23 protein-coding genes are annotated in these 25,537 nt (G+C 74.1%); 16 read left to right on the top strand and 7 right to left on the bottom strand.

Annotated features, from left to right (window positions below):
• The first annotated feature begins 16 nt into the window (after positions 1 to 16).
• The 3 genes from ACYVGT_RS13375 (at position 17) to ACYVGT_RS13365 (ending at position 5,096) form a co-directional block, all read left to right on the top strand.
• The gene (locus ACYVGT_RS13375; RefSeq protein ID WP_460857822.1) at positions 17 to 2,020 is read left to right on the top strand and encodes a hydantoinase/oxoprolinase family protein; all 2,004 of its coding nucleotides are present in this window, start codon (positions 17 to 19) and stop codon (positions 2,018 to 2,020) included.
• Position 2,021: 1 nt separating this feature from the next.
• On the top strand, positions 2,022 to 3,653 hold the full coding sequence (locus ACYVGT_RS13370; protein WP_460857820.1) for a hydantoinase B/oxoprolinase family protein: 1,632 nt from the start codon (positions 2,022 to 2,024) through the stop codon (positions 3,651 to 3,653).
• A 132-nt stretch (positions 3,654 to 3,785) separates the two neighbouring features.
• Positions 3,786 to 5,096 (top strand): MFS transporter, encoded by a 1,311-nt coding sequence (locus tag ACYVGT_RS13365; protein WP_460857818.1) that lies wholly within the window; start codon positions 3,786 to 3,788, stop codon positions 5,094 to 5,096.
• A gap of 45 nt (positions 5,097 to 5,141) precedes the next feature.
• Here the strand turns inward: ACYVGT_RS13365 and ACYVGT_RS13360 are convergent, their stop codons facing one another.
• Positions 5,142 to 6,833: a glycoside hydrolase family 13 protein gene (locus tag ACYVGT_RS13360; RefSeq protein ID WP_460857816.1), complete on the bottom strand. Its 1,692-nt coding sequence runs from the start codon at positions 6,831 to 6,833 to the stop codon at positions 5,142 to 5,144.
• 238 nt (positions 6,834 to 7,071) lie between these two features.
• On the opposite strand from ACYVGT_RS13360, the gene ACYVGT_RS13355 reads away from it, so the two are divergent.
• The 5 genes from ACYVGT_RS13355 to ACYVGT_RS13335 all read left to right on the top strand — a co-directional run bounded on the left by ACYVGT_RS13355 (position 7,072) and on the right by ACYVGT_RS13335 (position 11,233).
• Positions 7,072 to 8,406, top strand: coding sequence for an ABC transporter substrate-binding protein (locus ACYVGT_RS13355; protein WP_460857813.1), 1,335 nt, complete (start codon positions 7,072 to 7,074; stop codon positions 8,404 to 8,406).
• Positions 8,403 to 9,410, top strand: a complete 1,008-nt coding sequence (locus ACYVGT_RS13350; protein WP_460857811.1) for a carbohydrate ABC transporter permease — start codon at positions 8,403 to 8,405, stop codon at positions 9,408 to 9,410. The genes ACYVGT_RS13355 and ACYVGT_RS13350 overlap by 4 nt, the downstream gene beginning before the upstream one ends.
• On the top strand, positions 9,407 to 10,249 hold the full coding sequence (locus tag ACYVGT_RS13345; protein ID WP_460857808.1) for a carbohydrate ABC transporter permease: 843 nt from the start codon (positions 9,407 to 9,409) through the stop codon (positions 10,247 to 10,249). The genes ACYVGT_RS13350 and ACYVGT_RS13345 overlap by 4 nt, the downstream gene beginning before the upstream one ends.
• A 71-nt stretch (positions 10,250 to 10,320) precedes the next feature.
• Positions 10,321 to 10,749, top strand: coding sequence for a helix-turn-helix domain-containing protein (locus tag ACYVGT_RS13340; protein ID WP_460857805.1), 429 nt, complete (start codon positions 10,321 to 10,323; stop codon positions 10,747 to 10,749).
• Between the two features lie 10 nt (positions 10,750 to 10,759).
• The gene (locus ACYVGT_RS13335; protein ID WP_460857803.1) at positions 10,760 to 11,233 is read left to right on the top strand and encodes a VOC family protein; all 474 of its coding nucleotides are present in this window, start codon (positions 10,760 to 10,762) and stop codon (positions 11,231 to 11,233) included.
• A gap of 119 nt (positions 11,234 to 11,352) precedes the next feature.
• On the opposite strand, the gene ACYVGT_RS13330 is transcribed toward ACYVGT_RS13335, so the two are convergent.
• A complete protein-coding gene (locus ACYVGT_RS13330) occupies positions 11,353 to 12,009 on the bottom strand; it encodes a TetR/AcrR family transcriptional regulator (RefSeq protein ID WP_460857801.1) in 657 nt (218 codons plus the stop codon).
• 81 nt (positions 12,010 to 12,090) lie between these two features.
• On the opposite strand from ACYVGT_RS13330, the gene ACYVGT_RS13325 reads away from it, so the two are divergent.
• Complete coding sequence (locus ACYVGT_RS13325; RefSeq protein ID WP_460857799.1) at positions 12,091 to 13,668, top strand: MFS transporter; 1,578 nt, start codon at positions 12,091 to 12,093, stop codon at positions 13,666 to 13,668.
• A 58-nt stretch (positions 13,669 to 13,726) separates the two neighbouring features.
• On the opposite strand, the gene ACYVGT_RS13320 is transcribed toward ACYVGT_RS13325, so the two are convergent.
• Positions 13,727 to 14,368: a TetR family transcriptional regulator gene (locus ACYVGT_RS13320; RefSeq protein WP_460857797.1), complete on the bottom strand. Its 642-nt coding sequence runs from the start codon at positions 14,366 to 14,368 to the stop codon at positions 13,727 to 13,729.
• Positions 14,369 to 14,677: 309 nt separating this feature from the next.
• Here ACYVGT_RS13320 and ACYVGT_RS13315 point away from each other — a divergent pair, with 309 nt between their 5' ends.
• The 3 genes from ACYVGT_RS13315 (at position 14,678) to ACYVGT_RS13305 (ending at position 19,189) form a co-directional block, all read left to right on the top strand.
• The gene (locus tag ACYVGT_RS13315) at positions 14,678 to 15,541 is read left to right on the top strand and encodes a shikimate dehydrogenase (protein WP_460857795.1); all 864 of its coding nucleotides are present in this window, start codon (positions 14,678 to 14,680) and stop codon (positions 15,539 to 15,541) included.
• A 50-nt stretch (positions 15,542 to 15,591) separates the two neighbouring features.
• Positions 15,592 to 17,502 carry a TIM barrel protein gene (locus ACYVGT_RS13310; protein ID WP_460857793.1) on the top strand — a complete coding sequence of 637 codons (1,911 nt, stop codon included), beginning with the start codon at positions 15,592 to 15,594 and terminating at the stop codon, positions 17,500 to 17,502.
• Between the two features lie 319 nt (positions 17,503 to 17,821).
• On the top strand, positions 17,822 to 19,189 hold the full coding sequence (locus ACYVGT_RS13305) for an Nramp family divalent metal transporter (RefSeq protein ID WP_460857791.1): 1,368 nt from the start codon (positions 17,822 to 17,824) through the stop codon (positions 19,187 to 19,189).
• A gap of 20 nt (positions 19,190 to 19,209) precedes the next feature.
• Here ACYVGT_RS13305 and ACYVGT_RS13300 read toward each other — a convergent pair whose 3' ends face one another.
• The 3 genes from ACYVGT_RS13300 to ACYVGT_RS13290 all read right to left on the bottom strand — a co-directional run bounded on the left by ACYVGT_RS13300 (position 19,210) and on the right by ACYVGT_RS13290 (position 22,774).
• The gene (locus ACYVGT_RS13300; RefSeq protein WP_460857789.1) at positions 19,210 to 20,484 is read right to left on the bottom strand and encodes a hemolysin family protein; all 1,275 of its coding nucleotides are present in this window, start codon (positions 20,482 to 20,484) and stop codon (positions 19,210 to 19,212) included.
• 361 nt (positions 20,485 to 20,845) lie between these two features.
• Positions 20,846 to 21,664, bottom strand: a complete 819-nt coding sequence (locus ACYVGT_RS13295) for a helical backbone metal receptor (protein WP_460857787.1) — start codon at positions 21,662 to 21,664, stop codon at positions 20,846 to 20,848.
• A gap of 129 nt (positions 21,665 to 21,793) precedes the next feature.
• A complete protein-coding gene (locus tag ACYVGT_RS13290; RefSeq protein WP_460857784.1) occupies positions 21,794 to 22,774 on the bottom strand; it encodes an Acg family FMN-binding oxidoreductase in 981 nt (326 codons plus the stop codon).
• A 217-nt stretch (positions 22,775 to 22,991) separates the two neighbouring features.
• On the opposite strand from ACYVGT_RS13290, the gene ACYVGT_RS13285 reads away from it, so the two are divergent.
• The 3 genes from ACYVGT_RS13285 (at position 22,992) to ACYVGT_RS13275 (ending at position 24,434) form a co-directional block, all read left to right on the top strand.
• Positions 22,992 to 23,261 (top strand): hypothetical protein, encoded by a 270-nt coding sequence (locus ACYVGT_RS13285; protein WP_460857782.1) that lies wholly within the window; start codon positions 22,992 to 22,994, stop codon positions 23,259 to 23,261.
• A 98-nt stretch (positions 23,262 to 23,359) separates the two neighbouring features.
• Positions 23,360 to 23,629 (top strand): hypothetical protein, encoded by a 270-nt coding sequence (locus ACYVGT_RS13280; RefSeq protein WP_460857780.1) that lies wholly within the window; start codon positions 23,360 to 23,362, stop codon positions 23,627 to 23,629.
• Between the two features lie 211 nt (positions 23,630 to 23,840).
• Positions 23,841 to 24,434: a hypothetical protein gene (locus ACYVGT_RS13275; protein WP_460857777.1), complete on the top strand. Its 594-nt coding sequence runs from the start codon at positions 23,841 to 23,843 to the stop codon at positions 24,432 to 24,434.
• Positions 24,435 to 24,674: 240 nt separating this feature from the next.
• On the opposite strand, the gene ACYVGT_RS13270 is transcribed toward ACYVGT_RS13275, so the two are convergent.
• The gene (locus tag ACYVGT_RS13270) at positions 24,675 to 24,887 is read right to left on the bottom strand and encodes a hypothetical protein (protein WP_460857774.1); all 213 of its coding nucleotides are present in this window, start codon (positions 24,885 to 24,887) and stop codon (positions 24,675 to 24,677) included.
• A gap of 152 nt (positions 24,888 to 25,039) precedes the next feature.
• On the opposite strand from ACYVGT_RS13270, the gene ACYVGT_RS13265 reads away from it, so the two are divergent.
• Positions 25,040 to 25,483: a pyridoxamine 5'-phosphate oxidase family protein gene (locus tag ACYVGT_RS13265; RefSeq protein ID WP_460857771.1), complete on the top strand. Its 444-nt coding sequence runs from the start codon at positions 25,040 to 25,042 to the stop codon at positions 25,481 to 25,483.
• Positions 25,484 to 25,537 lie beyond the last annotated feature (54 nt).

Raw genomic sequence — 25,537 nt, 5'->3', positions numbered from 1 at the left:
GGCAGAAAGGATCCCCGTGCGCATCGGAATCGAGTGCGGAGGGACATTCACCGACGTGGTCGCGGTGGACGGCGACGGCGCCGTCCAGGCCACCGGCAAGGTCTTCTCCACCCCTGACGATCCTGCCCGCGCCGTCACCGACGCCCTGCGGGAGCTTCCCGCGGAGATCGTGCACGGCGCCGAGCTCCTCCACGGCAGCACGGTCGCCACCAACGCGCTGCTGGAGCGGAAGGGCGGCCCCATCGGCCTGCTGGTCACCCGCGGCTTCCGCGATGTGGTGTTCTTGCAGCGCCAGGACCGAAGCACGATGTACGACCTGGCCTACAGCAAGCCCGAGCCGCTCGTCTCCCGCCACCGCGTCGCCGAGGTCGACGAGCGCATCGACGCCTCCGGCGCCGAGGTCACTCCGCTCGATGAGGACTCGGTGCGCAGCGCCCTGGCCGCGCTGCTCGACTCCGGCGCGCGCGCCGTCGCCGTCTGCCTGCTGCACTCCTATGCCGCGCCAGAGCATGAGCAGCAGGTCCGCGCCCTCATCGCGGAAACCGCCCCGGACCTGCCGGTTTCGCTGTCCAGCGAGGTCGTCCGGGAGTTCCGCGAGTACGAGCGCACCACCACAACGACCGTGGACGCGTTCATCCGCCGCCGCGTGGCCGGCTACATCCGCGGTCTGGAGGAGTCGGCCGGCGCGCTCGGCGTCAGTTCCCTGCAGGTCATGCAGTCCAACGGCGGGATCGTGCCGCCCGCGGCGGTGACCGCGCGCCCGGTCACGATGCTCCTGTCCGGCCCGGCGGCCGGCGTCTCCGGTGCGGTCACCGCGGGGGCGCGGGCCGGCTTCCGGGCCATGGTCACCATGGACATGGGCGGTACCAGTACCGATGTCGCCTTTGTCGAGGGCGCCCGCCCCTCCGTGGCCACCGAGACGGTCGTGGACGGCCTCCCGATCCGCGTCCCCCTGGTCGACATCAACACAGTGGGCGCCGGCGGCGGCAGCATCATCGCCGTCGACCGCGGAGGGCTGCTCACCGTTGGTCCGCAGAGCGCCGGCGCCGAACCGGGGCCGGCCTGCTACGGCCGCGGCGGCACCCGCCCCACGGTCACCGACGCCAACCTCGTCCGGGGCTCGATCCCGCCGGGCACGCTCCTCGCCGGCCGCTTCCCGCTGGACCGCGATGCCGCGGTCGCTGCCCTCGCCCCGATCGCCGGCCGCCTCGGCCGCACCGTGGAAGAGGTGGCCGAAGAGGCCGTCCTGCTGGCCAACACCGCCATGGCCAACGCGATGCGCGTGGTCTCGGTCGAGCAAGGCCACGAGCTCGGCGGTGCGGCCCTGGTCTCCTACGGCGGCGCCGGGCCCCTCCACGCCGCGGCGGTCGCTGACGAGCTCGGCGTCCACCGGGTGCTCATCCCGCCGCACTCCGGACTGACCTCCGCCTACGGCCTGCTCACGTCCGGGTTCCGCCGGGAGTTCTCCCGCACGCGCCGGATCGGCGACGCTGCCGGAGCCGACCCCGCCGACCTGCACACCGCCATGGCCGAGATGGAGCGGCAGGCCGACAAGGAACTGGCCGAGCAGGGCATCGACACGGCCGAATCCGACCGCCTCTGGTCGGCCGACCTGCGCTACCGGGGCCAGGGCTTCGAGATCCGGGTGCCGTTCGAGCAGCACGCCCCGGACCCTGCGCGCCTAGTGGCGGGGTTCCACGCCGCACACGCCCGGCGGTTCGGCCACAGCGACCCCGGGCGGACGGTCGAGATCGTCGCCCTCCGGCTCACGGTGGAGAACCAGCCGCCGGACCTGCCGCTCCCGCGCCTTCCCACGACCCCCGACACCCCCTCGGCCACGCCCCTGATCGAACAGGGGCGCAGCGTGGACGCCCGCTCGGTGCGGCGCGACGGCATCCTCCCCGGCACTGCGGTGCCGGGCCCCGCCGTCATCAAGGACACCAGCTCCACGGTCCTCGTCCCCTCCGGATGGAGCGCCCGCGTCGACCGCCACACCCATCTGCTGCTGGAGAAGGACTGACATGAGCATCGACGCCGCCCGCATGGGCGTCCTCAAATCGGCGTACGAGGCCATCACCCGGGAGATGGCGGCTGACCTGCGCCGGGCCGCGTTCTCCTCGATCGTGCGCGAGGCGCGCGACTTCTCCGTCGCCCTGACCGACCGGAACGGCGAGGTGGTGGTCCAGGCCGAGTGCATCCCGATCATGACCGCCGGCATCTCCCTCGCGCTGCGCGGCCTCGCTGAGCAGGTCGACGTCGACGCGCTCACTCCCGACGACGCCCTGCTGATGAACGACCCCTACAGCGGGGGCCAGCACCTGCAGGACATCTACCTGTTCACGCCGATCTTCCTGGAGGGCAGGCTCGCCGCGTTCGCGGCCAGCGTCGCCCACCATGTCGACGTCGGCGGCGGACATGCGGGGCTCAACGCCGAGGCCACCGAGGTCTACCAGGAGGGGATCCGCCTCCCCCTGTCACGCTTCTCTGTCTCCCGGGATTGGCACGGAGGCTTCGTGGAGCGCTTCATCCGGGCCAATGTCCGCGTTCCGGACCTGGTGATCGGCGATCTCGACGCCCAGTTCGCGGCCAACCGGACCGCAGAGCGGAGGTTCACCGAACTCGCAGCCCGGCACGGCGCCGGCGACTTCGTGGCCGCCATGGACGGCCTGAAAGACTACGCCGAACGCCGGGTGCGTGCCGCCATCGCGCGCATCCCCGACGGCGTCCGCGAGGTCACCGAGTACCTTGACGCTTCGCCGTGGGGCGGGGACACCGCCGCGGTCACGGCCCGCATCACCGTCGACGGCGACGAGCTGCGCATCGACTTCGACGGCACCGCGCCCCAGATCGACGGCAACGTGAACTGCCCGTACGCCTCCACCGTCTCCGCGGCCCAGAGCGCCGTCCGCTGCATGCTCGACGACCCGGACCTGCCCTTCAACGAGGGCTGCAACCGCCCCATCACCGTGACCGCGCCCTACGGCTCGATCCTCAACCCGCGCCCGCCCGCCGCCGTCCGCGCCCGCCTCACCCCGGCGAGCCGGGTCTTCAACGCGATCGTGCGCGGCCTCGGCGCCGCGGTCCCCGAACGGGCCGTCGCGACCGGGTTCGACACCACCACCGCCTTCGCCGTCAGCCACCTGGCCGCAGACACCGGCGACTACCAGGTGGTTCTGGAGATCCTTGGCGGCGGCTGGGGCGCCTGCGCGGAGCACGACGGGGCCGATGCCCTCGACAACCCCATCTCCAACTGCGCCAACGCCCCGGTGGAAGCGCTGGAGACCGATTACGACCACTTCCGCATCGTCGAGTACGCCCTCGTCGGCGGCAGCGGGGGCGACGGCGCGCAGCGTGGCGGTCTGGGCATCCGCCGCGTCTACCAGGCACTCCGCGACGGCGTGCGGGTCTCGGGCTATGCCGACCGACACCGCACCGGTGCCGCGGGGCTCGACGGCGGAGCCGGCGGCGCGCCCGGCGACTTCTCGATCACCCGCGCTGACGGCACACGGCAGCACCTCGACTGCGTCTTCAGCGAGGTCCTGGACACCGGGGACCGCATCGCGGTCGTCACCGGCGGAGGTGGCGGAGCCGGCGCACCGGAACAGCGCGACCCCGCGCTGCGCCGGGCCGACGCCCTCGACCAGACCGCCTGAGCTGAGCCGTCCGCGCTCTCCTCCCCGACACGCGTCCGAGCTCAACGCCTCCGGCGCCGTGCGGCGCGTTTCGCAGCCCTTCACCCCCCCCCACCCCTCCACCCCCCATCCCTCCCGCAGGAGGTTTCCGCAATGAGTACGCCGACCCCCGCGGCCGCCCGCCGCTCCCCGGTGTCCATGCCCCGTGTCGCTGCCGCCTCAGCGATCGGAACGGCCATCGAGTGGTACGACTTCTTCATCTATGCCCAGGCCGCGGCCCTGGTCCTCAACGCGGTCTTCTTCCCCGAGACCGCGCCCATGACCGGGATTCTGCTGTCCTTCGCCACCCTGGGCGCCGGCTTCGTCGCCCGTCCGGCGGGCGCAGTGCTCTTCGGCCACTGGGGTGACCGGATCGGCCGCAAGAAGACCCTCATCGCGACGCTGCTGATCATGGGCGGGGCGACGTTCATCATCGGCCTGCTGCCGTCCTACAGCCAGATCGGCATCGCCGCGCCCATCCTCCTCGTCGTCTGCCGCCTGCTGCAGGGCCTCGCCGTCGGCGGGGAGTGGGGCGGCGCCGCGCTGATCGGCATCGAGCACGCACCGGCCCACCGCAAGACGCTCTTCGGCTCCTTCGCCCAGCTGGGGTCGCCGATCGGGCTGCTCCTGGCGACCGGGGCGTTCCTCGGTACGTCCTCGATCGTCGGCGACGCCGCCATGGCGGACTGGGGATGGCGGATCCCGTTCCTGCTCTCCATCGTCCTCGTGCCGGTCGGATTCCTGATCCGCGCCAAGATCACCGAGTCGCCGGAGTTCGAGGCCGCTGCACAGTCCCGCGAGGAGCGCCAGGTGCCGCTCGCCGTGGTCTTCCGGACGCAGTCGGTGCAGTTGCTGGTGGGCCTGGGCGCCTTCTCGGCCGTGTTCGTGACCTACTACCTGATGACCAGTTTCATGCTGGTCTACGCCACAGAGACGCTCGGCATGTCGGCCTCGGTCTCGCAGTCGGCCAACCTCGTCGCGGCGGTCGTGCAGGGCACCGCGATCGTGGTGGCCGCTGTGGCGGCGAGCAGGTTCAACCCCCGCGGCATCGCCGCATTCAGCGCCGTCGGCCTCCTGCTGTGGTCCTATCCGGCCTTCCTCCTGGCCGGCACGGCCGAACCGGTCTACCTCTATCTCGCCGTCGGGGGCGCCATGGTGTTCATCGGCGCCGCCTACAGCGTGCTGGCGGCCGAGGTGGCCCAGCTGTTCAGCGCCGAGACCCGCTACACCGGCTCCTCGCTCAGCTACCACTTCGCGGCGGTGCTCGGCGGCGGGCTCTCCCCGGTCGTCGCCACCGCGATGCTCGACGCGACAGGTTCGATCTGGCCGGTCGCCGTGTTCTCCGGGGTCCTCGCCATGGCGATGGCAGTGAGCTGCGCGTTCCTCGCCCGCCTCCAGATCGGCCACACGCCCGAAGCCGGGTGAGCGCCCACGGCCCCGCAGCGCCGGCCGCGCTGCGGGGCGCTGGGATCACTCCGGCCGGATCCAGACCGCCGTGTCGGGGGGCAGCGCATCTCCGTCGAACGGTTCGCTGGAGAGCAGGACTTCGCCCGGGGGGAGGGGGGCCGGGGCCGGGCCGGTGTTGACGGCGACGAGCCAGCCGGGGCCGCGGGTGAAGGCCAGGAGGCCGCCGCCGTCGGCATCGTGCCACGCGAAGTGCTCGCCGGCCCCGCCGGCGGTCAGCCGGCGGCGCAGGGCGATGGCCGAGCGGAACAGCTCCAGGGGCGAGGACGGGTCGCCGCTCTGGGCCGCGACCGAGAGGGCGCCCCAGCCGTCCGGCTGCGGAAGCCATCCGGGGGCGGCGCCGAAGCCGAGGGAGGGGCCGGACTCCTCCCAGGGGATCGGAACGCGGCAGCCGTCGCGCCCCTTCACGGTGTGCCCGGTCCGGTCCCACTTGGGGTCCTGGAGGACCTCGGCGGGCAGGTCGGCGACCTCGGGCAGGCCGAGCTCCTCGCCCTGGTAGACGTAGCAGGAGCCGGGCAGGCCCAGTTGGAGCAGCGCCATGGCGCGCGCCCGCCGCAGGCCCAGGCCGCGGTCCTCCGGCGGCTCCGTGCCGCCGCTCATCAGCCACGCGTTGCGGTCGGTGCCGGGCGGCAGCGCCAGCTCGGAGGCGGCGCGGACCACATCGTGGTTGGAGCGCACCCAGGTGGCGACGGTGCCGATGGACTCCGCGTCGGACACGCTGAGGCCGATCACCGCGCGCAGCTTTCCGCCCTCCCACGGGCAGCGCAGGAACTCGAAGTTGAACGCCTGGTGGAGCTCGTCGGGGCGCAGGTAGCGCAGCTGCCGCTCGCTCGGCAGCCACGCCTCGGCGACCGCCATCCGCGGCGGGTCGTAGGAGTCGAGCACCCGCCGCCACTCGCGGTAGATCCCGTGCACCTCGGGACGGTCGCGGAACGGGTGGTCCGGGTTGGCCTCCAGGTCCTCCATGCCGCTGGCCTCGGGGATCTGCACGATTTCGCGCAGCGGCTCGGACAGGTCCTTGGCCAGCGACGAGGCGACGTCGATCCGGAAGCCGTCCACGCCGCGGTCCGACCAGAACCGCAGGATGCCGAGGAACTCCTCGCGCACCTGCGGGTTGTCCCAGTTCAGGTCGGGCTGCTCGCGGGCGAACAGGTGCAGGTACCACTGGCCGTCGGGGACCCGCGTCCAGGCGGGCCCGCCGAACTGCGACTGCCAGCCGCTCGGCGGCTCGGCGCCGTCCGGCCCGCGCCCGTCGCGGAAGACGTAGCGCTCCCGGGCCGGCGACCCCGGCGGCGAGGCCAGCGCCTCGGCGAACCACCGGTGCTGCTCGGAGGTGTGGTTGGGGACGATGTCGACGATGATCCGGATGCCGCGCGCGTGCGCCGCCGCGGTCATCGCGTCGAAGTCGTCCAGCGTTCCCAGCAGCGGGTCGACGTCGCAGAAGTCGGCGACGTCGTAGCCGCCGTCGGCGAGCGGTGACGGATAGAACGGCGACAGCCACACCGCGTCCACGCCGAGGGCCGCGAGGTGGTCCATGCGCGCGGCCGCACCGCGGAGGTCGCCGACGCCGTCGCCGTCGGCATCGGCGAAGCTGCGCGGATAGATCTGATAGATGACGGCATCGCGCCACCAGGGGGTCCCGCCCCGCGCCGTGCTTGAGGCTGCCGCGGGCGCTGCTTCGGGTGCTGTGCCGGCCATGGTCTCCCTCGGAGTCGACCCGCGCCGGGCGCGGGTACGGGAACGGTCAGGCGTCCAGACACTGCCGCGGCGATCGTAAGCAGCAGCCGCCGCGGCGGGCAATGGCGCAGCGGCGCTGCGCCGTACCACCAAATGGTGACCTATCTCTCTGTGTCGTGTTGACTCCGTCACGCTTCGATGGCACGGTTCAGGCGCACCGCTGTTCCCCCGTGCGGAACGACGCAGGAGTGGAGACGCCATGGACCTGTCCCGGAGGGCCGTCCTCGGAGGCGGCACGGCGCTCGCCGCGGCGTCGCTCGCCGGATGCGCATCCGATCCCGGGTCGGCCCGCGATGCGCTCGCCGCCGAGATCCCCGACGAGCCGGTCACCATCGACTGGATCTCCCAGGTCCTCGCCGACAACGACGGCAACGACCTGCGGCGCACCCTCGTCGACGCCTTCAGCCGGCGCCACCCCACCGTCACGGTGAACCTGGTGGACGTCCCGCCCACCACCGACGTCCGGCGGACCACGCTGACCACGCAGATCGCCAGCGGCGCCGTCTCGCCCGACGTGTTCCTCGGCGACGTCACCTGGCCTGCCCAGTTCGCCTACAACTCGCTGGCGCAGCCGCTCGGCGCGGTTGAGGAGGAGAAGGAGTTCTGGGCCGGCTTCCCCGAGCCGGTGGCCCGCGCGGTGAGCTATCAGGGCGACGCCTACGCCTTCCCGATGTACGTCGACATCTCCTTCCTCTACTACCGCAAGGACCTGCTGGACAAGCACGGATTCGACCCGCCCCGGAGCTGGGAGGAGATGGCCGAGACGGCCCTGGCGCTCAAGGACGCCGGCGACGTCCGCTACGGATTCGTCTGGCAGGGCCAGTCGGGCGAGCCCATCACCTGCAATTTCGCCGAGTTCCTGGCCGACGCCGGCGGCTCGCTGATGAACGCCGACGCCACCGAGGTCACCGTCGACTCGGCGGCGGGCCGCCGCGCCATGGAGTACATGGCCCGACTGGTGTCGGACGGGGTGAGCCCGGCCAGCGTCGGCACCTTCGCCGAGGAGCAGTCGATGACCGCCTTCGCCAGCGGACAGGCCGCGTTCCTGCGCAACTGGTCCTACGCCTGGGGCGCCGCGAACGCCCCGGACGCCGCCACCGCCGGCAAGGTCGGGGCGGTGCTGCGGCCCGCCTTCGACGGCGGCGGCCCGCGCGGCCAGTCGGCGCTGGGCGGCTGGCACAACTACGTCAACCCCAACACCCGCAACCTGGGGGCCGCCGTGGCGTTCGCCCGCTGGGTCGCCGAAGAGGAGGGGCAGACCATCATGGCCACCACCTCGCCCTACACGCCGCCGCTGGAGTCGGTGCTCTCCGACCCCGAGGTGACCGGGCAGGACAATCCCACGTTCGGCCTCTCCGCCGACGCCGAGTTCGTGGTCCGCCCCTCGCAGTCGCCGCGCTACCCGCAGATCAGCAAGGCGGTCTACACGCGGGTCAACCCGATCATCGTCTCCGGGGGAGAGGGCGACACCGACGCCGCGGTCCGCGACATGGCCGAGGCCATGCGCACCGCGGAAGAGGGGGCCGCTCTGTGAGCTCGACGGAGCGGGCGCCCGCCACCGCGGGCACCGTCCCCGCGCAGCGCAAAGCAGGCCACGACCTGGGCCCGGGCAGCGCACGCGGCACGGGGCCCAGGGTGCGCCGCGACGCCATGGAGCGCCGTGCCGCCCGCACGGGCTGGGCCTTCACCGCGCCCTCGCTCGCGGTGATCGGCCTGATCACGCTGTTCCCCATCGGCTATTCGCTGTTCCTGAGCTTCTCCCAGGTGCGGATCGGCTACGAGGGCTTCGTGGTCGAGCAGCTGACGTTCGCCAACTACGTGGCGCTGTTCGCCTCCCAGGACTTCTACTACGCGCTCGGCTTCACCATCGTCTACACCCTGGTGACCGTCGCCGTGGAGCTGGTGCTGGGCACCCTGGCGGCGCTGGTGATGGAGCGGCTGACGGCGGCGCGCGGCTGGCTGATGGCGCTGATGCTCATCCCCTGGTCGATGATCACCGTCGTCTCGGCCCAGCTGTGGGGCTACATCTACAACTCCAGCTTCGGCGTCGCGACCTGGGCGATCGAAGGGGTGACCGGCACGACCCCGCTGATCCTGGGCGAGCCGGTCTCGGCGATCACCGCGATGATGGTCGCCGACATCTGGAAGACCACGCCGTTCGTCGCGATCATCGTCCTGGCCGGGCTGGTCATGCTGCCGCGCGACGTCTACGAGGCCGCCGACGTCGACGGCGCCAGCGCGTGGCAGACATTCTGGCGCGTCACCCTGCCGCAGCTGCGCGCCACCCTCGCGGTCGCGGTACTGTTCCGCATCCTGCAGGCGTTCGGCCTGTTCGACCTGCCGTTCGTGCTGACCGGCGGCGGCCCGGGCACGGCCACGCAGTCGCTGGCGGTACTGGGCTACAAGGTGCTGTTCCAAGACCTCAACATCGGCGCGGGCGCAGCCGTGGCCACCGCCACCGGGGTCCTGGTGACCGGCGCCTGCCTGCTGTTCCTGCGCTCCTTCAAGGCGCAGGTCGGACGGGAGGACGTGGCATGAGCGCTGTGCAACGGCGCGGGTGGCGCCGCTACCTCAACCCGGTCAACGCCGGAGCGCTGGTCCTGGTCGTGTTCACGGCGCTGCCGCTGTACTGGATGGCGGTGAACTCGCTCAAGCCGCCGGGGGAGATCAGCGCGGTGCCGCCGGGTGCGCTGCCGAAGGAGCCGACCGGGCAGAACTACGTCGACGCGTTCGCCAACGGGTTCGGCACCTACATGCTCAACAGCGTGATCGTGTGCACGGTGTCGACGGTGGTCGTGGTGTCGCTGGCGACGTTCGCCGGCTACGCCCTGGCGCGCACGCCGATGCGCGGCCGCGGCCCGATCATGGTGTCGCTGCTGATCATCTCGGTGTACCCGCCGATCGCCGTGCTGGTGCCGCTCTACCTGATGCAGCGCGAGCTGGGGCTGCTCAACTCCTATCCGGCGCTGATCATCCCCTACGTCGCCTTCAACCTGCCGTTCGCGGTGTGGATCATCCGCAACTACATGCTGGGCGTGCCGCGCGGCCTGGAGGACGCCGCCAGCATCGACGGGTGCTCGCCGCTGCGCACGGTCGTGCAGGTCATCGTTCCGCAGGTGCGCCCCGGGCTGTTCACCGCGGGCGTGTTCACGTTCACCGCGACGTGGATGGAGTTCCTGATGGCGCTCACCTTCAACTCCGCGGAGGGCTACCGGACCATCCCGGTCGGCATGGCCCTGTTCGGCACGGTGTTCGAGGTGCCCTACGGCACCCTGTTCGCCGCCTCGGTGGCCGTCACGGCGCCGATCGCGATCCTCGCCCTCGTCTTCCGCCGCTCCGTGGTCTCCGGGCTGACGGCCGGCGCCGTCAAGGGCTGACCCGGCCGGCGGGCGCGCGGCGGCACCGCCGCACGCTCGCGGTCCGGCCGGGCCCGTGCCACGATCGGACCATGGCCATGACGCTGCAGGAGGATCGGAACCGCAGGCTGCTGCGGGCGCGCGACGCGATGGACCGCGCGTTCGACCGGCCGCTCGACGTGCCGGCCGCGGCGCGGGTGGCGCTGATGTCGCCGGCGCACTTCGCGCGCTCCTTCCGCGCCGCGTTCGGCGAGTCGCCGCACCGCTACCTGCAGCGGCGGCGGATCGAGCGGGCGATGGCGCTGCTCCGCGACACGGAGCTGCCGGTCATCGAGGTCGCGCTCGCGGTCGGCTCCGACAGCATCGGCACGTTCGGCCGGACCTTCCGCGCGGTGGTCGGCGACACGCCGACCGGATACCGGAGCGCCCGCGCGGGGACCCGGCGCGCCCCCGAGTGCTTCGTGCGCGCCTGGGGGAGGCCGAGCAGTTTCGGAGAAGCGCGCCGGTCACCCGCGGCCTAACGTGATCGGCATGATCAACGACATCGCGATTACGCCGGTCAAAGTCCTGGACCAGGACGAGGCGCTCGACTTCTACGTCGGAAAGCTGGGCCTCACCGTCACCAGTGACGTCGACCTCGGGTTCATGCGCTGGCTCACGGTCGCGCCGGCCGACGCGCCCGGCCACCGGCTGCTGTTGGAGGTGCCCGGTCCGCCCGGGATCAGCGAGGAGGACGCCGCCCGGATCCGCGACCTGCTCACCAAGGGCAGCCTCGGCGTGGCCTGCATCCTCGCCACCGGCGACTGCCGGGCCACCTACGCCGAGCTCAAGGAGCGCGGTGTGGAGTTCGTCCAGGACGTCGTCGAGCAGCCCTATGGAATCGACTGCGCCCTGCGCGACCCGTTCGGCAACTACATCCGTATCAGCCAGGAGAAGCAGGGTCCGGTCGACATCGGCCAGGACGACCTGGACCGCTGGCAGGAGGGCCACCGCGGCGAGGGATAGCGGGGCTGCTCTGCCAGTACCGCAGCCCCGTACCAGCGGTCGGCTGCCGCCAGCCGCCGGCCGTCCGGGCCCGCCGCGCGACGTGACCGTCCGCGGCGGGCTCCGCTGCGTCCGGGGCGTCAGACGGGATGCGTGCCGTGGCCGGGGCCGGTGCTCGCGGCCAGGAGCGCGCCGTAGTCGGCGGCAGCGCCGCGCAGCAGAGTCTCCACCGCCCGGGCCGCCTCCGCATCGCTCAGGTGGCGCCGCCCGAACAGGGCCCGGTAGTGCACCAGGGCGCCCACCATGTCGAGCAGCTGCTCCATGTCCACATCGGCGCGCAGGTCGCCGCGTTCGGCTGCCCGCTCCAGAGTGCGCGCGACCGCGCGGCGGGGCGGCTCGACCACGGTCTCCAGGTAGCGCTCGCGCAGCGCGGGGTCGCCGGCGCAGTCGGCGTAGAGGGAGCCGAGCACCTCCGGCCGGATGGTGCGGTAGGCGGCCAGGAAGACGTTGAAGCTCTCGTCCAGGTCGCACAGCGTGCACCCGGTGTCGGGGTGGGCCGGCAGGTCGAGCCGCGCGGCGACCGCGGCCAGGACGAGCGCGGGGCGGCCCTTCCAGCGCCGGTAGATCGCCGGCCGCGACGTCCCGGCCCGCCGCGCGACCTCCTCCAGCGACAGCGCCGCGTAGCCCTTCTCGCCGAGCACCTCCAGGGCCGCGCCGAGCACGGCGCCGTCGATGTGCGGATCGCGGGGGCGGCCGCCGGGGCCGCTCGGCGCCGCCGTTCCTCTCGGGGTGGACATGGCTCCCAGCCTAGCCTTAAGTTACGTGGCACGACGTAATGATTTCTGTCCAGGCTCCGCCCCCGACGAACGGATCCCCTGATGACCGAACCGAGCACCGCCCCCTCGGGTGCGCCCGCGCGCGCCGACCGGCGCGCATGGGCGGGCCTGGCGCTGCTGGTCGCGCCCATGCTCATGCTGTCGACCGACCTGACCGTGCTGTTCTTCGCCCTGCCCACGATCGCCGCGGAGCTCGATCCGTCGGCGACCCAGGCGCTGTGGATCGTCCACGTCTACGGCTTCCTCATCGCCGGCTTCCTGGTCACCATGGGCCGCCTCGGCGACCGGATCGGCCCGCGGCGGCTGCTGCTCTCCGGCGCCGCGGCCTTCGGCGTACTCTCGGCCGCCGCGGCGTTCGCCACCGGCCCGGAGGCGCTCCTCGTCCTGCGCGGCCTGCTCGGTATCGCCGGCGCCGCGCTGATGCCGCCGCTGTTCTCGCTGCTGCGCCTGATGTTCTCCGACGACGGGCAGCGGCGCGCCGCCATCGCGATCATGTTCAGCGCCTTCTCGGTGGGCGGGGCCGTCGGCCCGCTTCTCGGCGGGGCGCTGCTGGAGTACTTCTGGTGGGGGTCGGTCTTCCTCATCAACACCCCGGTGATGCTGGTGCTGCTCGCCTGCGGGCCGCTGCTGCTTCCGGAGCGCCCCGCGGCCGCCGGCACCGCGGCGGCGCGGATCGACGCGGTCAGCATCGCGCTGTCCGTCGCCGGAATGCTCGCCCTGGTCTACGGCCTGCAGGAGGCCGCCGCCGGCCAGGAAGCAGGCAGCGGCGCCGCGGCCGCCGACCTCGCCGCGGCAGGGGCGGGGGCCGCGCTCCTCGCTCTGTTCGGACTCCGGCAGCGCCGCCTCGCCGATCCGCTCTTCGACCTCCGCCTGCTCGCCGACCCGCGGATCGCCGCCGGCCTGGGCGCCGTGCTGCTCACCGGCATCGGCGTGGTGGGCGTGTTCTACCTCTTCACCCAGTTCCTGCAGTGGGGGGAGGGCATATCGCCGCTGGCCGCGGGGGTGTGGACGCTGCCCTACATCGCCGTCAACATCGCGGGCGCGCTGGCGGGCCCTGCGCTCGCCGGGCGCTACCGGCCGGCGGCGGTGGTGGCGGGCGGCCTGGGGGCGGCCGCGGCGGGCGCCGCGCTGATCGCGGTCCCCGCCGTCGCCGCAGGTCCGCTTCCCGTGCTGGTGGCCGCCTTCGCCTTCGTGGGCCTCGGGCAGGGTATGGCGATGGCCCTGGTCAGCGACCTCATCATCGCCTCGGCGCCGGAGGAGAAGACGGGGTCGGCGGCCGCCGCCCAGGAAGTCTGCGGCGAGCTCGGCACCGCCCTGGGCATCGCGATCGGGGGCGCCGTGAGCATGGTGGCCTACCGCGCGTTCCTTCCCGGCGCCCTCCCGGCGGGGGTGCCGGCGGCCGCAGAGGCGGCCGCCCGGTCCAGCGTGCACGAAGGCGCCGCCGCCGCGGAGGCCCTCCCCGGCGCGGCCGGCGCCGACCTGCTCGGCGCAGTCCAGTCCGCCCTGACCGCGGGCTTGCAGGTCTACGCGGCCGTCGCCGCGCCGCTCGCCCTCGCCGCCGCCGTCCTGGTGGCGGCGGTCCTCCTGCGCCGGGCGCCGGGCCGGAAGGCGGAGGCCTGACCGGCGCCCCGAGGAGCGTCCGGCAGGCAGTGCCGGTGCCTGGCCCGGGCACCGGCACTCAGGCTGCCGCGTGGCGGGTGATCATGTCACCGACCAGGGCGCGGTAGTGGCCGCGGTGCCCGGGATCGGAGGGGTCGCGGCCGAACAGGGCGGCGAAGGTGTGCCGGTTGGCGACGGCGAACACGCAGTAGGAGCTGATCAGCAGGTGGACGTCGAGGGCGTCGAGGTCCGTGCGGACGGTGCCCTCCGCCCATCCCTTCGCCAGGATGCCGGAGATGAGGTCGACGACCGGCATCCGCTGGTCCGACAGCGCGGGTGAGGCGGTGAGGTGCTCCGCGCGGTGGGTGTTCTCGATGCTCACCAGGCGGATGAAGTCCGGGTGCGCCACGTGGTGGTCGTAGGTGGTCTCGGCGAGGTGCCGCAGCGCGGCCAGCGGCGGCATACCGCTGACGTCGAGCTCCTGCTCGCGGGAGCGGATGCCGGCGTAGGCGCGTTCCAGGACCGCGGTGTAGAGGCCCTCCTTCCCACCGAAGTAGTAGTAGATCATCCGCTTGGTGGTGCGGGTGCGCTCGGCGATCCGGTCGACGCGCGCCCCGGCGAGCCCCTGGGCGGCGAACTCCTCGGTGGCGACGCGAAGGATCTCGGCCCGGGTGCGGACCGCATCGCGGACGCGCCCGGCTGCGTGCGGCGGATCCTGCATCGGCGCGGGCGTCCCCTCGGCGGTCGGTCGTGGTCGGCGGGCGGCACCGCGCTGCGGCGGCGGGCGGGGGCCGCTGCGTGCCGGCGCGGTCGGCGCCAGCCTACCGCTCCGCCGCGGGCCGCCCCGGCGCAGGCCGCGCAGAGCAGGGGTCCGGCGGGTGCCGCGGCAGGGGCCCGGCCCAGGTCCGCTGCCGCCCGGCGCCGACGAACGGCGATGTCTTTACAGGGGGTTGGGTGATGTGCATTACTAACGTACTGTTTCGTACATTGATCGCTCCGCCCGGCGCAGCCGAGGCGGGGGAGGAGAGCCGTGTCCAGCACAGACCGCTCGTACCTGGTCGGACTGATCGGCGCCGGAGTGGGGCCGTCGCTTTCCCCTGCGCTCCACGAGCGCGCCGCGCAGCGCCGGGGGATGCGCTACGTCTACCGCTCCATCGACATCGGCGCCGACGGCCCGGGCGCGGTCGGGCCCCTCCTGGACTCCGCTCGCCGCCTCGGCTTCGACGCCCTCAACATCACCCACCCCTGCAAGCAGGCGGTGATCGCCTGCCTCGACCGGCTCTCCCCGGACGCGGTGCGCACCGGGGCGGTCAACACCGTCCTGTTCGCCGCCGGCGAGGCCGTCGGCCACAACACCGATCTCGCCGGGTTCGCGCGCTCCTTCGCGCGCGGCCTCCCCGGCGCCCGCCTGGACCGGGTGGCCGTGCTCGGCGCGGGCGGCGCCGGGTCCGCCATCGCCCACGCGCTGCTCGACCTCGGCGCCGGGCACCTGCGCATCGTCGACACCGACGCCGCCCGCGCCACCGCCGCCGCGGCAGCACTGCGCGCCCGCGGCGCCAGCGCCGAACCGGCCGCCCCTGCCGACCTGCCCGCCCTGCTGGCCACGGTGGACGGCCTGGTCAACGCCACCCCGGTCGGCATGGCCGAGCACCCCGGAAGCCCCGTTGCCGCCGAACTCCTCGCCCCCCGCCTGTGGGTGGCCGACGCCGTCTACCGCCCCGCCGACACCGCGCTGCTGCGCGGCGCCGGCGAGCGCGGCTGCCGCATCCTCCCCGGCACGGGAATGGCCCTCTACCAGGCCGCCGCGGCGTTCCGCCTGATCACCGGCCACGAGCCGGACACCGCGGGGATGGCCGACGACATGGCCGCGCTCGCGCCCCTGCCCGCCGGATAGCCGCTCCCGGCCCCAACCGACCCCGCCGCACACCCGCCCGGAGGCCCCCCATGCGCACCTCCATCGCCACCGTTTCGCTCAGCGGGCCGCTCACCCGCAAGCTCCAGGCCGCAGCCGAGGCCGGCTTCGACGCCGTGGAGATCTTCGAGAACGACCTGGTCACCGCGGTCGAACCGCCGGAGGAGATCCGCGCCCGCAGCGCCGGGCTCGGCCTGGAGACCACCCTCTACCAGCCGCTGCGCGACGTGGAGGCGGTGCCGGCCACCCGGCTGCCCGACGCCCGCCGGCGGGCCGAGCGCGCCCTCGACCGGGCGGCCCGGATCGGTGCCGCCGAGGTCCTCGTCTGCTCCAACACCGCGCCCTGGGCCGTCGACGACGACGCCCTCGCGGCAGAGCAGCTGTCGGCGCTGGCCGACCTGGCGGCCGAGCGCGGCCTGCGGATCGCCTACGAGGCGCTGGCCTGGGGCCGCCACGTCAACGACTACGCGCACGCCTGGCGGATCGTCCGGGCGGCCGGCCACCCCGCGCTCGGCACCTGCCTGGACAGCTTCCACATCCTCTCCCGCGGCGCCGACCCGGCCGGCATCGAGGCCATCCCCGGCGAGCGCATCTTCGCGCTGCAGCTCGCCGACGCCCCGCTGATGGCGATGGACGTCCTGCAGTGGAGCCGGCACTTCCGCTGCTTCCCCGGCCAGGGCGGCCTCGACGTCGCCGCCGTGCTCGCCGCGGCGCTGCGGGCCGGCTACGCCGGGCCGGCGTCGCTGGAGATCTTCAACGACGTCTACCGGCGGCTCCCGCCGGAGCGCGGCGCCGTCGACGCCATGCGCTCGCTGTCGGTCGTGCAGGAGCAGGCGGCCGCGGTACTGCGGGCCACCCCGCCCCGCGCCGCATCGGAGCGGGCCCGCGCAGTGCTGCGCGTCCCGCCGCAGGCGCCCCCGGCGGAGGGGTTCGCGTTCGTCGAGATCGGCGCCGCACCGCAGCGCGCCGACGCGGTCCGGGCACTGCTCAGCGGGCTCGGTTTCGTTCGGCAGGGCGCGCACCGCAGCAAGCCGGTCGACCTGTGGCGCAGCGGCGGGGCGCGCATCCTGTGCAACACCGGGACGGGCACCGCCGAAGACGCGGAGATCGCGGCCCTCGGCCTGGAGAGCCCCGACCCCGCGGCGGCAGTGGAGCGCGCGGAAGCTCTGCTGTCGCCGGTGCTGCCGCGCGTGCGCGCCGAAGGCGACGTGCCCCTGGACGCGATCGCGGCCCCCGACGGCACGCAGGTCTTCTTCTGCCGCACCGGCGCGGGACGCGCGTCCTGGAACGGCGACTTCACCGCGGGGGCGGCTGCGGACTCAGTGGCGGCCGAAGCGCCGGACGGCCCCGGCGCCGCGGCGCCCGAGCGCGTCGACCACGTCGGCCTGACCCAGCCCTGGCCGCACTACGACGAGGCCGCGCTGTTCCACCGGGGCGTCCTCGGGCTGGAGCCCAGCGAGAGCCTGGAGCTCGCCGACCCCTACGGCCTGGTGCGCAGCCGCTCGTTCGCCGGGCCCGGCGGCGGCGTGCGGCTGGCGCTGAGCATCGAGAACGTCGGAACCGGGGCGGACGGCCCGCATCTGCGGCTGCAGCACATCGCCCTGCACACCGCCGACGCGGCGGCCGCGGTGCGCGCCGCCCGCGCGCGCGGCGTGCGCTTCCTCCCGGTGTCCGGCAACTACTACGAGGACCTCGCGGCCCGCTTCGACCTCAGCACCGGTGACATCGCCGCGCTGCGCGAGCACGGGCTCCTCTACGACGAGGACGAGCACGGCACCCTCGTGCACTGCTACACCGCCGCCGTGGGCCGGGTGTTTTTCGAACTCCTCCAGCGCACCGGCGGCTACTCCGGATTCGGCGCCGCCAACACCCCCGTGCGCCGCGCCGCCCAGCATGCGCCGGCCGCCGCCGGCACACCCGCGGGCGGGAGTCCGGCCGGCTGATCCCGGCCGGCTTCCCCGGCAGCCGCAGCACCAGCAGGGCCGGCGGGCGGTTTCCCCAGCCCCGTCGGCCGTCCGCCGCCGCGCCCCTCCGCTCCGGCGGCAGACCTCCGCTCAACTGCCCGACCCCCTCACCCCGGAGACCCTCATGGCCCCAGACAGCAGCTCCCCCGACAGCACCCCGAGCGGCCGGGGGAGACCGCCGGGCGGCACCCCCGACCACGCCGGCCCGGGCGGCGCATCGCCGCAGAGTTCGGCCGGAGCTGCTCCGGCAGCAGGGCCGGACGCCGCCGGCACGTCCGGAGCGGGTACCGGACCCCAGGTGCGCGACCTTCCCGAGCCGGTCCGGCTGCGCGGGATGATCGGCCCCGGCATCGTCGCGGCCGGGATCGGCCTGGCCGCCGGCGAGATCATCCTGTGGCCCTACATCACCGCCATGGCCGGCTTCGGGCTGCTCTGGCTGGCGCTGGTCACCGTCCTGCTGCAGTCGGTCATCAACATGGAGATCGAGCGCTACACCCTGGCCACCGGGCAGACCGTGGTCGCCGGCTTCTCCCGCTGGTGGAAGGGGTGGGGCGTGATCATCTGCGCCGCCGGCGCCTTCCAGTACGCCTGGCCCGGCTGGGCGACCAGCGCCGCCACCGTCTTCACCTTCACGGTCGGCGGCGGCGACCCGCTCTGGGTCTCGGTGATCTCGCTCTTCGTCATCGGCATCCTGCTCACCGCGTCGCCGGTGGTGTACCGGACGGTGGAGAAGGCCGAGTTGATCAAGGTCGGCCTGACGCTGTTCTTCCTCGCCGTGGTGGTCGTCGCCGTGCTCGGCGCGAGCACCTGGGCCGAAGCCGGTACCAGCGCGGTCGCCGAGTTCGGCCAGGTGCCCGCGGAGATCCCCTTCGCGCTGATGCTCAGCGCCATCGGCGCGGCCGGCGCCGGCGGCGTGCACAACCTGGTGCTGAGCAACTGGATCCGGGACAAGGGCTACGGCATGGGCCGCCACGTGCCGGTGCTGGTCTCGCCGATCACCGGCCGCGAGGAGCCGGCCGGGACCGACCGCTATACCTTCCCCGACGACGAGCGGAACGCCGCCTGCTGGAAGGTGTGGTGGCGCCGCGCCAACGTCGAGCACGCCGCGTCGTTCACCGCGGTCTCCATCATCGCCATCGGCCTGATGTGCATGCTGGCCTACGAGACGCTGTTCGGCCGCGGCGATATCGAGAACAGCCCGGAGTTCCTGCGCATCCAGGGCGAGCTGCTCGGCGACCGCGTCGGGCCGTGGCTGGAGCTGCTCTTCTTCTCGGTCGCCACCGTCTCGCTGTGGGCGGCGGCGCTGGGCCTCATCGACATCATCGGCCGCGTCATCAGCGACTTCGTGAAGCGGAACTACCTGGAGTCCTCCACCCGCTGGACCGAGGGCCGCCTCTACCTGGCCGTCGTGTGGGGCGAGGTGCTGCTGGGCACCGCGATCCTGCTGTCCGGGATGGACCAGCCGGTGCAGCTGCTGCTCATCTCCACCTGCGCCGCCTCGGTGGTCACGCTGCTCTACGCTGCGCTGCTGCTGCGCCTCAACCGCCGCGACGTGCCCGCCACGGCCCGGATCGGGCGCGGCAGGACCGTGGCGCTGTCCGTGGCCGTCGCCTTCTACGCGTTCTTCGCCATCGCCACCCTCATCAGCCAGCTGAGCGGCGCCTGAGCCGGCAGCGCCGCCCCCGGTCAGGCGCGGCGGGCGACGTCGACGGTGCGGACGCGGTGGCCGGCGGTCTCGGTGACGCGGAGCACGCGGTCGCCGGCCGGGACGGTGTCGCCGCGGCGCGCGAGGCGGCCCAGCCGGGCCACCACGTAGCCGCCCACCGTCTCGTAGGGCCCCTCGGGCAGGTGGATGCCCGACTCCTCGGTGAACTCCTCCACCCGCAGGCCGCCGTTGTAGGAGCCGGCGCCGTCGGGGTGGTGCTGCTCCGCCGCCGCGGCGGGGTCGTGCTCGTCGCGGATGTCGCCGACGAGCTCCTCCACCAGGTCCTCCAGCGTGACGATGCCCGCCGTGCCGCCGTAATCGTTGACCACCACCGCAATGTGGGTGCCGCGGCGGCGCATGTCGCCCAGGGCCGGCAGGGCCGGGTTGGTCGTGGGCAGTGCGATGATCGGCCGCATCACGTCGCGCAGCACCGCTTCGGGGGAGTGCTCCGGGAGCAGGTCGCGCACGTGCACGTAGCCCGGCACGTCGTCGACGTCGGCACCGGTGACGGGGTAGCGCGAGTAGGGCCGCGCGGCGACCTGCGCGACCGCCTCGGCCACGGGAAGGTCGGCCGGCAGGAACTCCACCTCCACCCGCGGGCGCATCACCTCGCGCACCGAGCGCTCGGCCGCCTGGAACACGTCGGCGACGATGTCGCGCTCGTCGCGGGCCAGGTCCTCGTTGGCCGACACCAGTTCGCGCAGCTCCTCGCGGGTGACGTCTTCGCTCTTGGTCGCCGGGTCGCCGCCCAGCACGCGCACCACCGCGTTGGTGGAGACCGACAGCAGCCAGATCACCGGCCGCATCAGCGTGGCGAACCGGTCCAGCGGCGGCGCCACCACCAGCGCGATCCCCGCCGACTTCTGCAGCGCGAACCGCTTGGGCACCAGCTCGCCCAGCACCAGCGACAGGTAGGCGATGAGCAGCGTCAGCGCCACCAGCGCGGTCGCATCGGCCGCGCCTGCGGGCAGGCCGGCAGCGCTCAGCAGCGGCGCGAAGTCCGGGGCCAGGGTCGAGGCGCCGTAGGCCGCGGAGAAGAACCCGGTGACGGTCACCCCGATCTGCACCGCAGACAGGAACCGGTTCGGATTGCGGGCGACCGAGGCGACCTTCGCGCCGCGCGGGCTCTCCTTCTCCAGCCGGCGCAGCTGGCTCTCCCGCAGCGAGACCAGGGCCAGCTCGGTGCCGGCGAACACGCCGCCCAGCAGGACGAAGGCGACGACCATCGCGATGTTGAGCGCGGTCTGGCCGTCCATCAGCGGCCCCGCTCGGCAGCGGCCGCCGCCGCGGCGGGTTCAGCACGGGCCGCCTGGGCGGCGGCGCGGCCGGGACAGGAAGGGTCATCGTCCACCGGGGTTCCTGCTCCTCTCTTCGGCGCTTCTGTGCCGCCGGTGCGGTGCCAGCCGGCTCCGGCGGCGGGTGTCCGACGTGTATTGCCGCACGAGCAGGCGCCTAACCGGTGACGTCGCGCCGCGATTCAGCTGTGGGCGAACACTGCGCGTGAGAGGCGCGGGGCGGCGGGGACCGGGCCGACCGGGCCGGTGGCGGCGAGCGGGGCGGCGCGCGCCTGCCGGTTCGGCGGCCGCAGTGCCGCGCCCGGGCCGCACCGGGGCGGGTTCAGGTAGGAAGCGGCGGGGCCCCGGCCCCGGAGGCCGAGCCCGGCAGCAGCGCCGCGCGCACCCGGTCGCGCGCCCCGGCGAGCGAGGGGCCGTACCAGGTCAGGTCGCGTCCCGGCAGCAGCGCGCAGGGCAGCGGCGCGAGTGCCTCGGGGCCGTCTGCGGCGGCGAACGGGTAGGGCTCGTCCGGCAGCAGCACGACGTCGGGCCGGCGGGCCGCAATACCGGCGGGTCCGGTGCGCGGGTACCGCCCGGCGCCCTCCCCGCCCTCGGCGAAGACGTTGGCGGCGCCCGCACGGCGGAGCAGGTCGCTGGCGAACGTGTCCGGGCCCAGCACCATCCAGGGATCGCGCCAGACCGGTACCGCCACGCGCAACTCCGCCGGCGGCGGCGGGCCCGCCCACGCGTCGGCGGCGCGGTGCAGCCACTCCGGCTCGGCCAGCTGCAGCACCTCGGCGAGCAGCCGCCGCAGCGCGGCGATGCCCGCGGGCACCGTGTGCACGGCCGTCACCCAGACGGCGATCCCCCGCTCGGCCAGCCAGTCGACGTGCCGCTTGCGGTTCTCCTCCTGGTTGGCCACCACCAGGTCGGGCTTGAGCGCTGCGATCCGCTGCACGTCGGGGTTCTTCGTGCCGCGCACGGTCGGGGCGGCCAGCCCGGCCGGCTCGGTGCACCACACGGTGCGGCCGGCCAGGAGCTCCGGTGCCGACTCCGCGACCGCCTCGGTCAGCGACGGCACCAGGGACACCACCCGCCGCACCGGCCGCGGCACCTCAACGGCGCGTCCGAGATCGTCGCGCAGCCGCTCGGTCGGGCCCACGGGTCCTCCCACCGTCCTGCCGCGGGAACGGGGGCGCCCCGCGGTCGCGGACTGCGCACGCTACCGCGCGCCCGCCCGGAGCGGAACGGCCCGCGCGGTCCCGGCCGGGGCTGCGCACGGCCGGGGAGGTCAGGCGAGGCCGGCGACTCCGTCGGGCTCGCCGTCGGAGCCGTCCTGCGACGTGCGCGCGGGGCGGCCCAGGCGCAGGATCATCTGCGGGTGGCCGGAGGCGGCGAAGCGCTCGGTGATCAGGGCGCGCAGCAGCGGCTCCTCGAGCGGCTGGGAGTGGTAGGCGCTGCGCAGCCCGCAGCTCTCCGCGGTCAGTGCGATCCGCTGCAGCGCCTGGCCGGCGGCGAGGTGGCCGCTCCGGTCGTCGGCGACGGTGGTGAGCAGCGCGACCGCGCCGGTGGCCGAGCCGCCGACCGCGCGACGCCCGCCGATGCGGCCGTGCCCGAAGTCGCGGCCGGGGAAGAGCACCGCCTCGTCATCGGCGACCGGGGGGAAGTCCTCGGCGTGCACCCCGCCCGGCCGCGGGTCTCCGGCGGCGCGCACCCAGCGGTCCTGCTCCTCCACCACCGGCAGTTCGCTGCGGTGCAGGAATTCCGCCGCGGCGACCAGCGATGCCAGCGAGCGCACCCGGTCCACCCCGGTGACCAGCTGCAGCGAGGCGTGCTCGCTCTCCGCGGCGTCCTGCAGGCGCCGGATCCGGGTGGGGTCGCTCACCGGCTCGGCGAACGCGCCGCGGTGCGTGCGGCGGGAGTCGACCGCCTCGAAGAGCCGCACCGCGTCCGGGTCCGGCTCGGCCGTGCCGTCGGCCGTGACGGCGGCCAGCAGCCCCGGCCGGTCCGGATCGGGGAGCAGCCGCACCTGCGGCCGGAAACCCTGGGCCTGGAGTGCGACGCGGATGGTGAAGAGCGCCGCGCCGCAGCTCATGATCAGCTCGCGCGCCGTCGGGTCGGCGATCTCCAGCTGCCGGTCGCTGTCGGCGCTCAGGGTGATGTGCGTGCTGTCCCCGCCGATGATCCACGGGCGGGTGCCCGCGATGGACGGTGCGCGGTCGGCCGACCGCCGCGCCACCGCCAGCGCCTCCTGCTCCGGCCCTTCCGCCATCGCTGCCCCCGTCCCAGCTGAGCCCCGCTACCGCCCCGTGCGGCCACCCTAGCCACACCGCCACCGCGCGGCCGGGGAGGCGCGACCGGCGTGCCGCGCGCCCGGCCGGCGCACCGGCCGGATGCGGCCCCGCCTGCCGAGTCCGGAACCTCCGCGTGCGCGCCGCGGTCAGACGGGGAGGCAGAAGCGGAAGACAGGCAGGGAGGTGCCGGACGCAATGGCAGCAGCGTGGGTGGTGGTGGTCGAGGAGAGCACCGGCGGCTACCGGGGCCGCTTCGTGGCCGACCCGTCGGAGGGGACCGTCTACGGCAGCCGCGAGGAGGCGATGGAGGCGGCGCACGCGCTGGCGTACTCCCACTTCCCGCCGCATCCGTCGTCGGAGCGCCGCCGCACCGTCGTCCGCCGCGCCGACGACTCCTTCCTCGTCGTGTGCCGCGGCATGCTCGAGACGCACTTCTTCCGGGTCGAGGTCGGCGAACTGGTCTGAGGGCGCCGGAGCGCACCGGTCCGGGGCCGGGCGCAGCGGCACGCCAGGGAAAGGGACCGCAGACGGCAGGTGGGGGCGGCGCCCGCGCGGAGCGCCGGGTGGTCTACGTCGACGAGTGCAACGGGCCGGTGAACGACCCGATGGACGGGGGTGCGCTGCCGGAGGAGCGGGCGGTCTATCCGTCCCGTGCGCTGGCAGCGGAGGCCGCCTACCGGACGGCGCTGACGCACACCGGGTGGGGCTGGACGGCGGTCCGCACACGCACGGTCTTGGAGGAGGAGCGGGGCGCCTACACCGTCATCGCCACGATCTTCCTGGGCACATTCCGCTTCACGGTCCGTGTCCCGCGGGTGGTCGCCGTGGAGTGAACCGCGGCCGGGCTGGGGCCCGTGCGCGCAGCGGCCGAACGCGCGGCTCGGGGGACCGGCCGCTCACCCCGGCAGCGGAACCCGGGGTGCGCCCGCTCCGTCGGATGTGCTGGCGGAGCGGACCAGGGGGCGCGGGGGCGGGCGGGACCGCGCCCGGCAGCGCGGAAACGCGGAAACGCGGGAACGCGGGAACGCGAAGAAAGTAGGCGCCGTGGACCGGGAGACCGGGATCGGAGTGGCCCTGGGAGCCGTCATCGGCGCCTGGTTCGGCCGGATCTGGCTCCAGTGGGCCGGCGAGGGCCTGTCCGGCGGGCACCAGGTGCTCACCGTCCTCGGATGGCTGGTGTTCGCTGCCTTCGCCGCAGCGGCCGCCGCCGTCGCGGTGCGCGCGGTGCGGACACCCCTGCGCGGTGCCGCCGCATCCGGAGCACCGGCGCAGCCCGGCCGGCCGCACCCGGCGTGGTTCGGCCCCGTCATCGCGGTCGAGGTCGCGCTGGTCGCCGGCGGGGCCCACGTGATCCACGAACGGCTGGAGAGCCCGTGGCTGCAGCCGGCCTGGGTGCTCCTCGTGGTCGGAGCGCACTTCGTGCCGTTCGCGATCCTGCTCCGGGTGCCCCTCTTCTACTGGCTGGCGGCCGCGCTGTGCGGAACCGCCGTCGCCGCGGTGGCCGCGGCATCGGCGCTTCCCGGCGCAGACGGACTCTGGTATTCGGTCCCCGGCTTCGGCGGGGCGGTGTCGCTGTGGGCCTTCGCCGGCACGGCACTGACCATGGCCGTGCGCGGCACGTGGGGGCGGCAGGGGTAGGTCGTGCTTTTTGAACCATTCCTGGCTGCGCGACCACCAGGCTGCCTCTCGCTGCGCCGCTGCACTCGAAAAGCCAAACCAGGCTGAGCTTCGCCCAGCGGACTTGCGAGAGATTGCCTGGACGGCCGCTCGCCTGACGGAAGCCTTCAGAAAACACTCCCTAGGGCGCCTGACACCGGCCGGCGGCCTGGCGCCGTCCGGCGCGCTGCGCGGTCCCTCCGGCCCCGGCGTGCGAGTGTCTCAGGTACCGACCAGGGTGCCGCGGTCGCCGGCGGCACCGGGCTCCGGTTCGGCCTGCGCCGCGGATCCTCCGGGGAGGGGGACCCCGGCCTTGGCGTCGAGCCGGTCCTGGGTGAGCTGGTAGGCGATGAAGCCGGCCGCTCCGAGGAAGACCAGGACGACTCCCGCCGCCGTCACGCCCAGCACCGTGTAGATCAGGCCGACGTCGACCATCGGGCCACCTCGCTCTCAACGGGTCCGTGTGGTTCTGCTCCTCCCTCTAGAGTAATCACCGTTAACTGAAGCTGACGGTGTTTCTTTTAGTGAACTGCGTCATGTTTGCTCCGCGGAGCGTTCCCGGAGCCCCGGCGCAGTAAGGTCTGCGGATGGCGACACTCAGCGATGTACAAGCCGTCATCGACGCCGGCGGTCACCGCGGCGTGGTCTCGGTGGTGCGCTCCGACGGCTCGGTCCACTCCAGCGTGGTGGCGGCCGGGCTGACCGAGCACCCCCTGACCGGCGACCCCGCGGTCGCCTTCACCACCGTCACCGGCGCGGTGAAGCTGCGCGTCCTGCGGGTCCGGCCGCAGGCGACGATCGTGTTCCAGGCCGGCTACCCGTGGGCGAGTGTCGGCGGCCCGGCCCAGCTGGTCGGCTACGACGATCCGCTGCCCGGCATCGATGCACCGCGCCTGCGGGCCCTGCTGCGCGGCGTGTTCACCGCGGCCGGCGGGACCCACGACGACTGGGACGACTACGACCGCGCGATGGAGGAGGAGCGCCGCACCGCGGTCCTCATCCCCGCCGAGCGCATCCTCGCGATGGGCTGACGCGCGCCGGGCGCAGGACAGGGCGGTCGCGCCGCCGGCCCGACCCGCAGGACG

Source organism: Nocardiopsis coralliicola (assembly GCF_054779695.1).
This window is presented reverse-complemented; position numbering and strand designations above follow the sequence as displayed.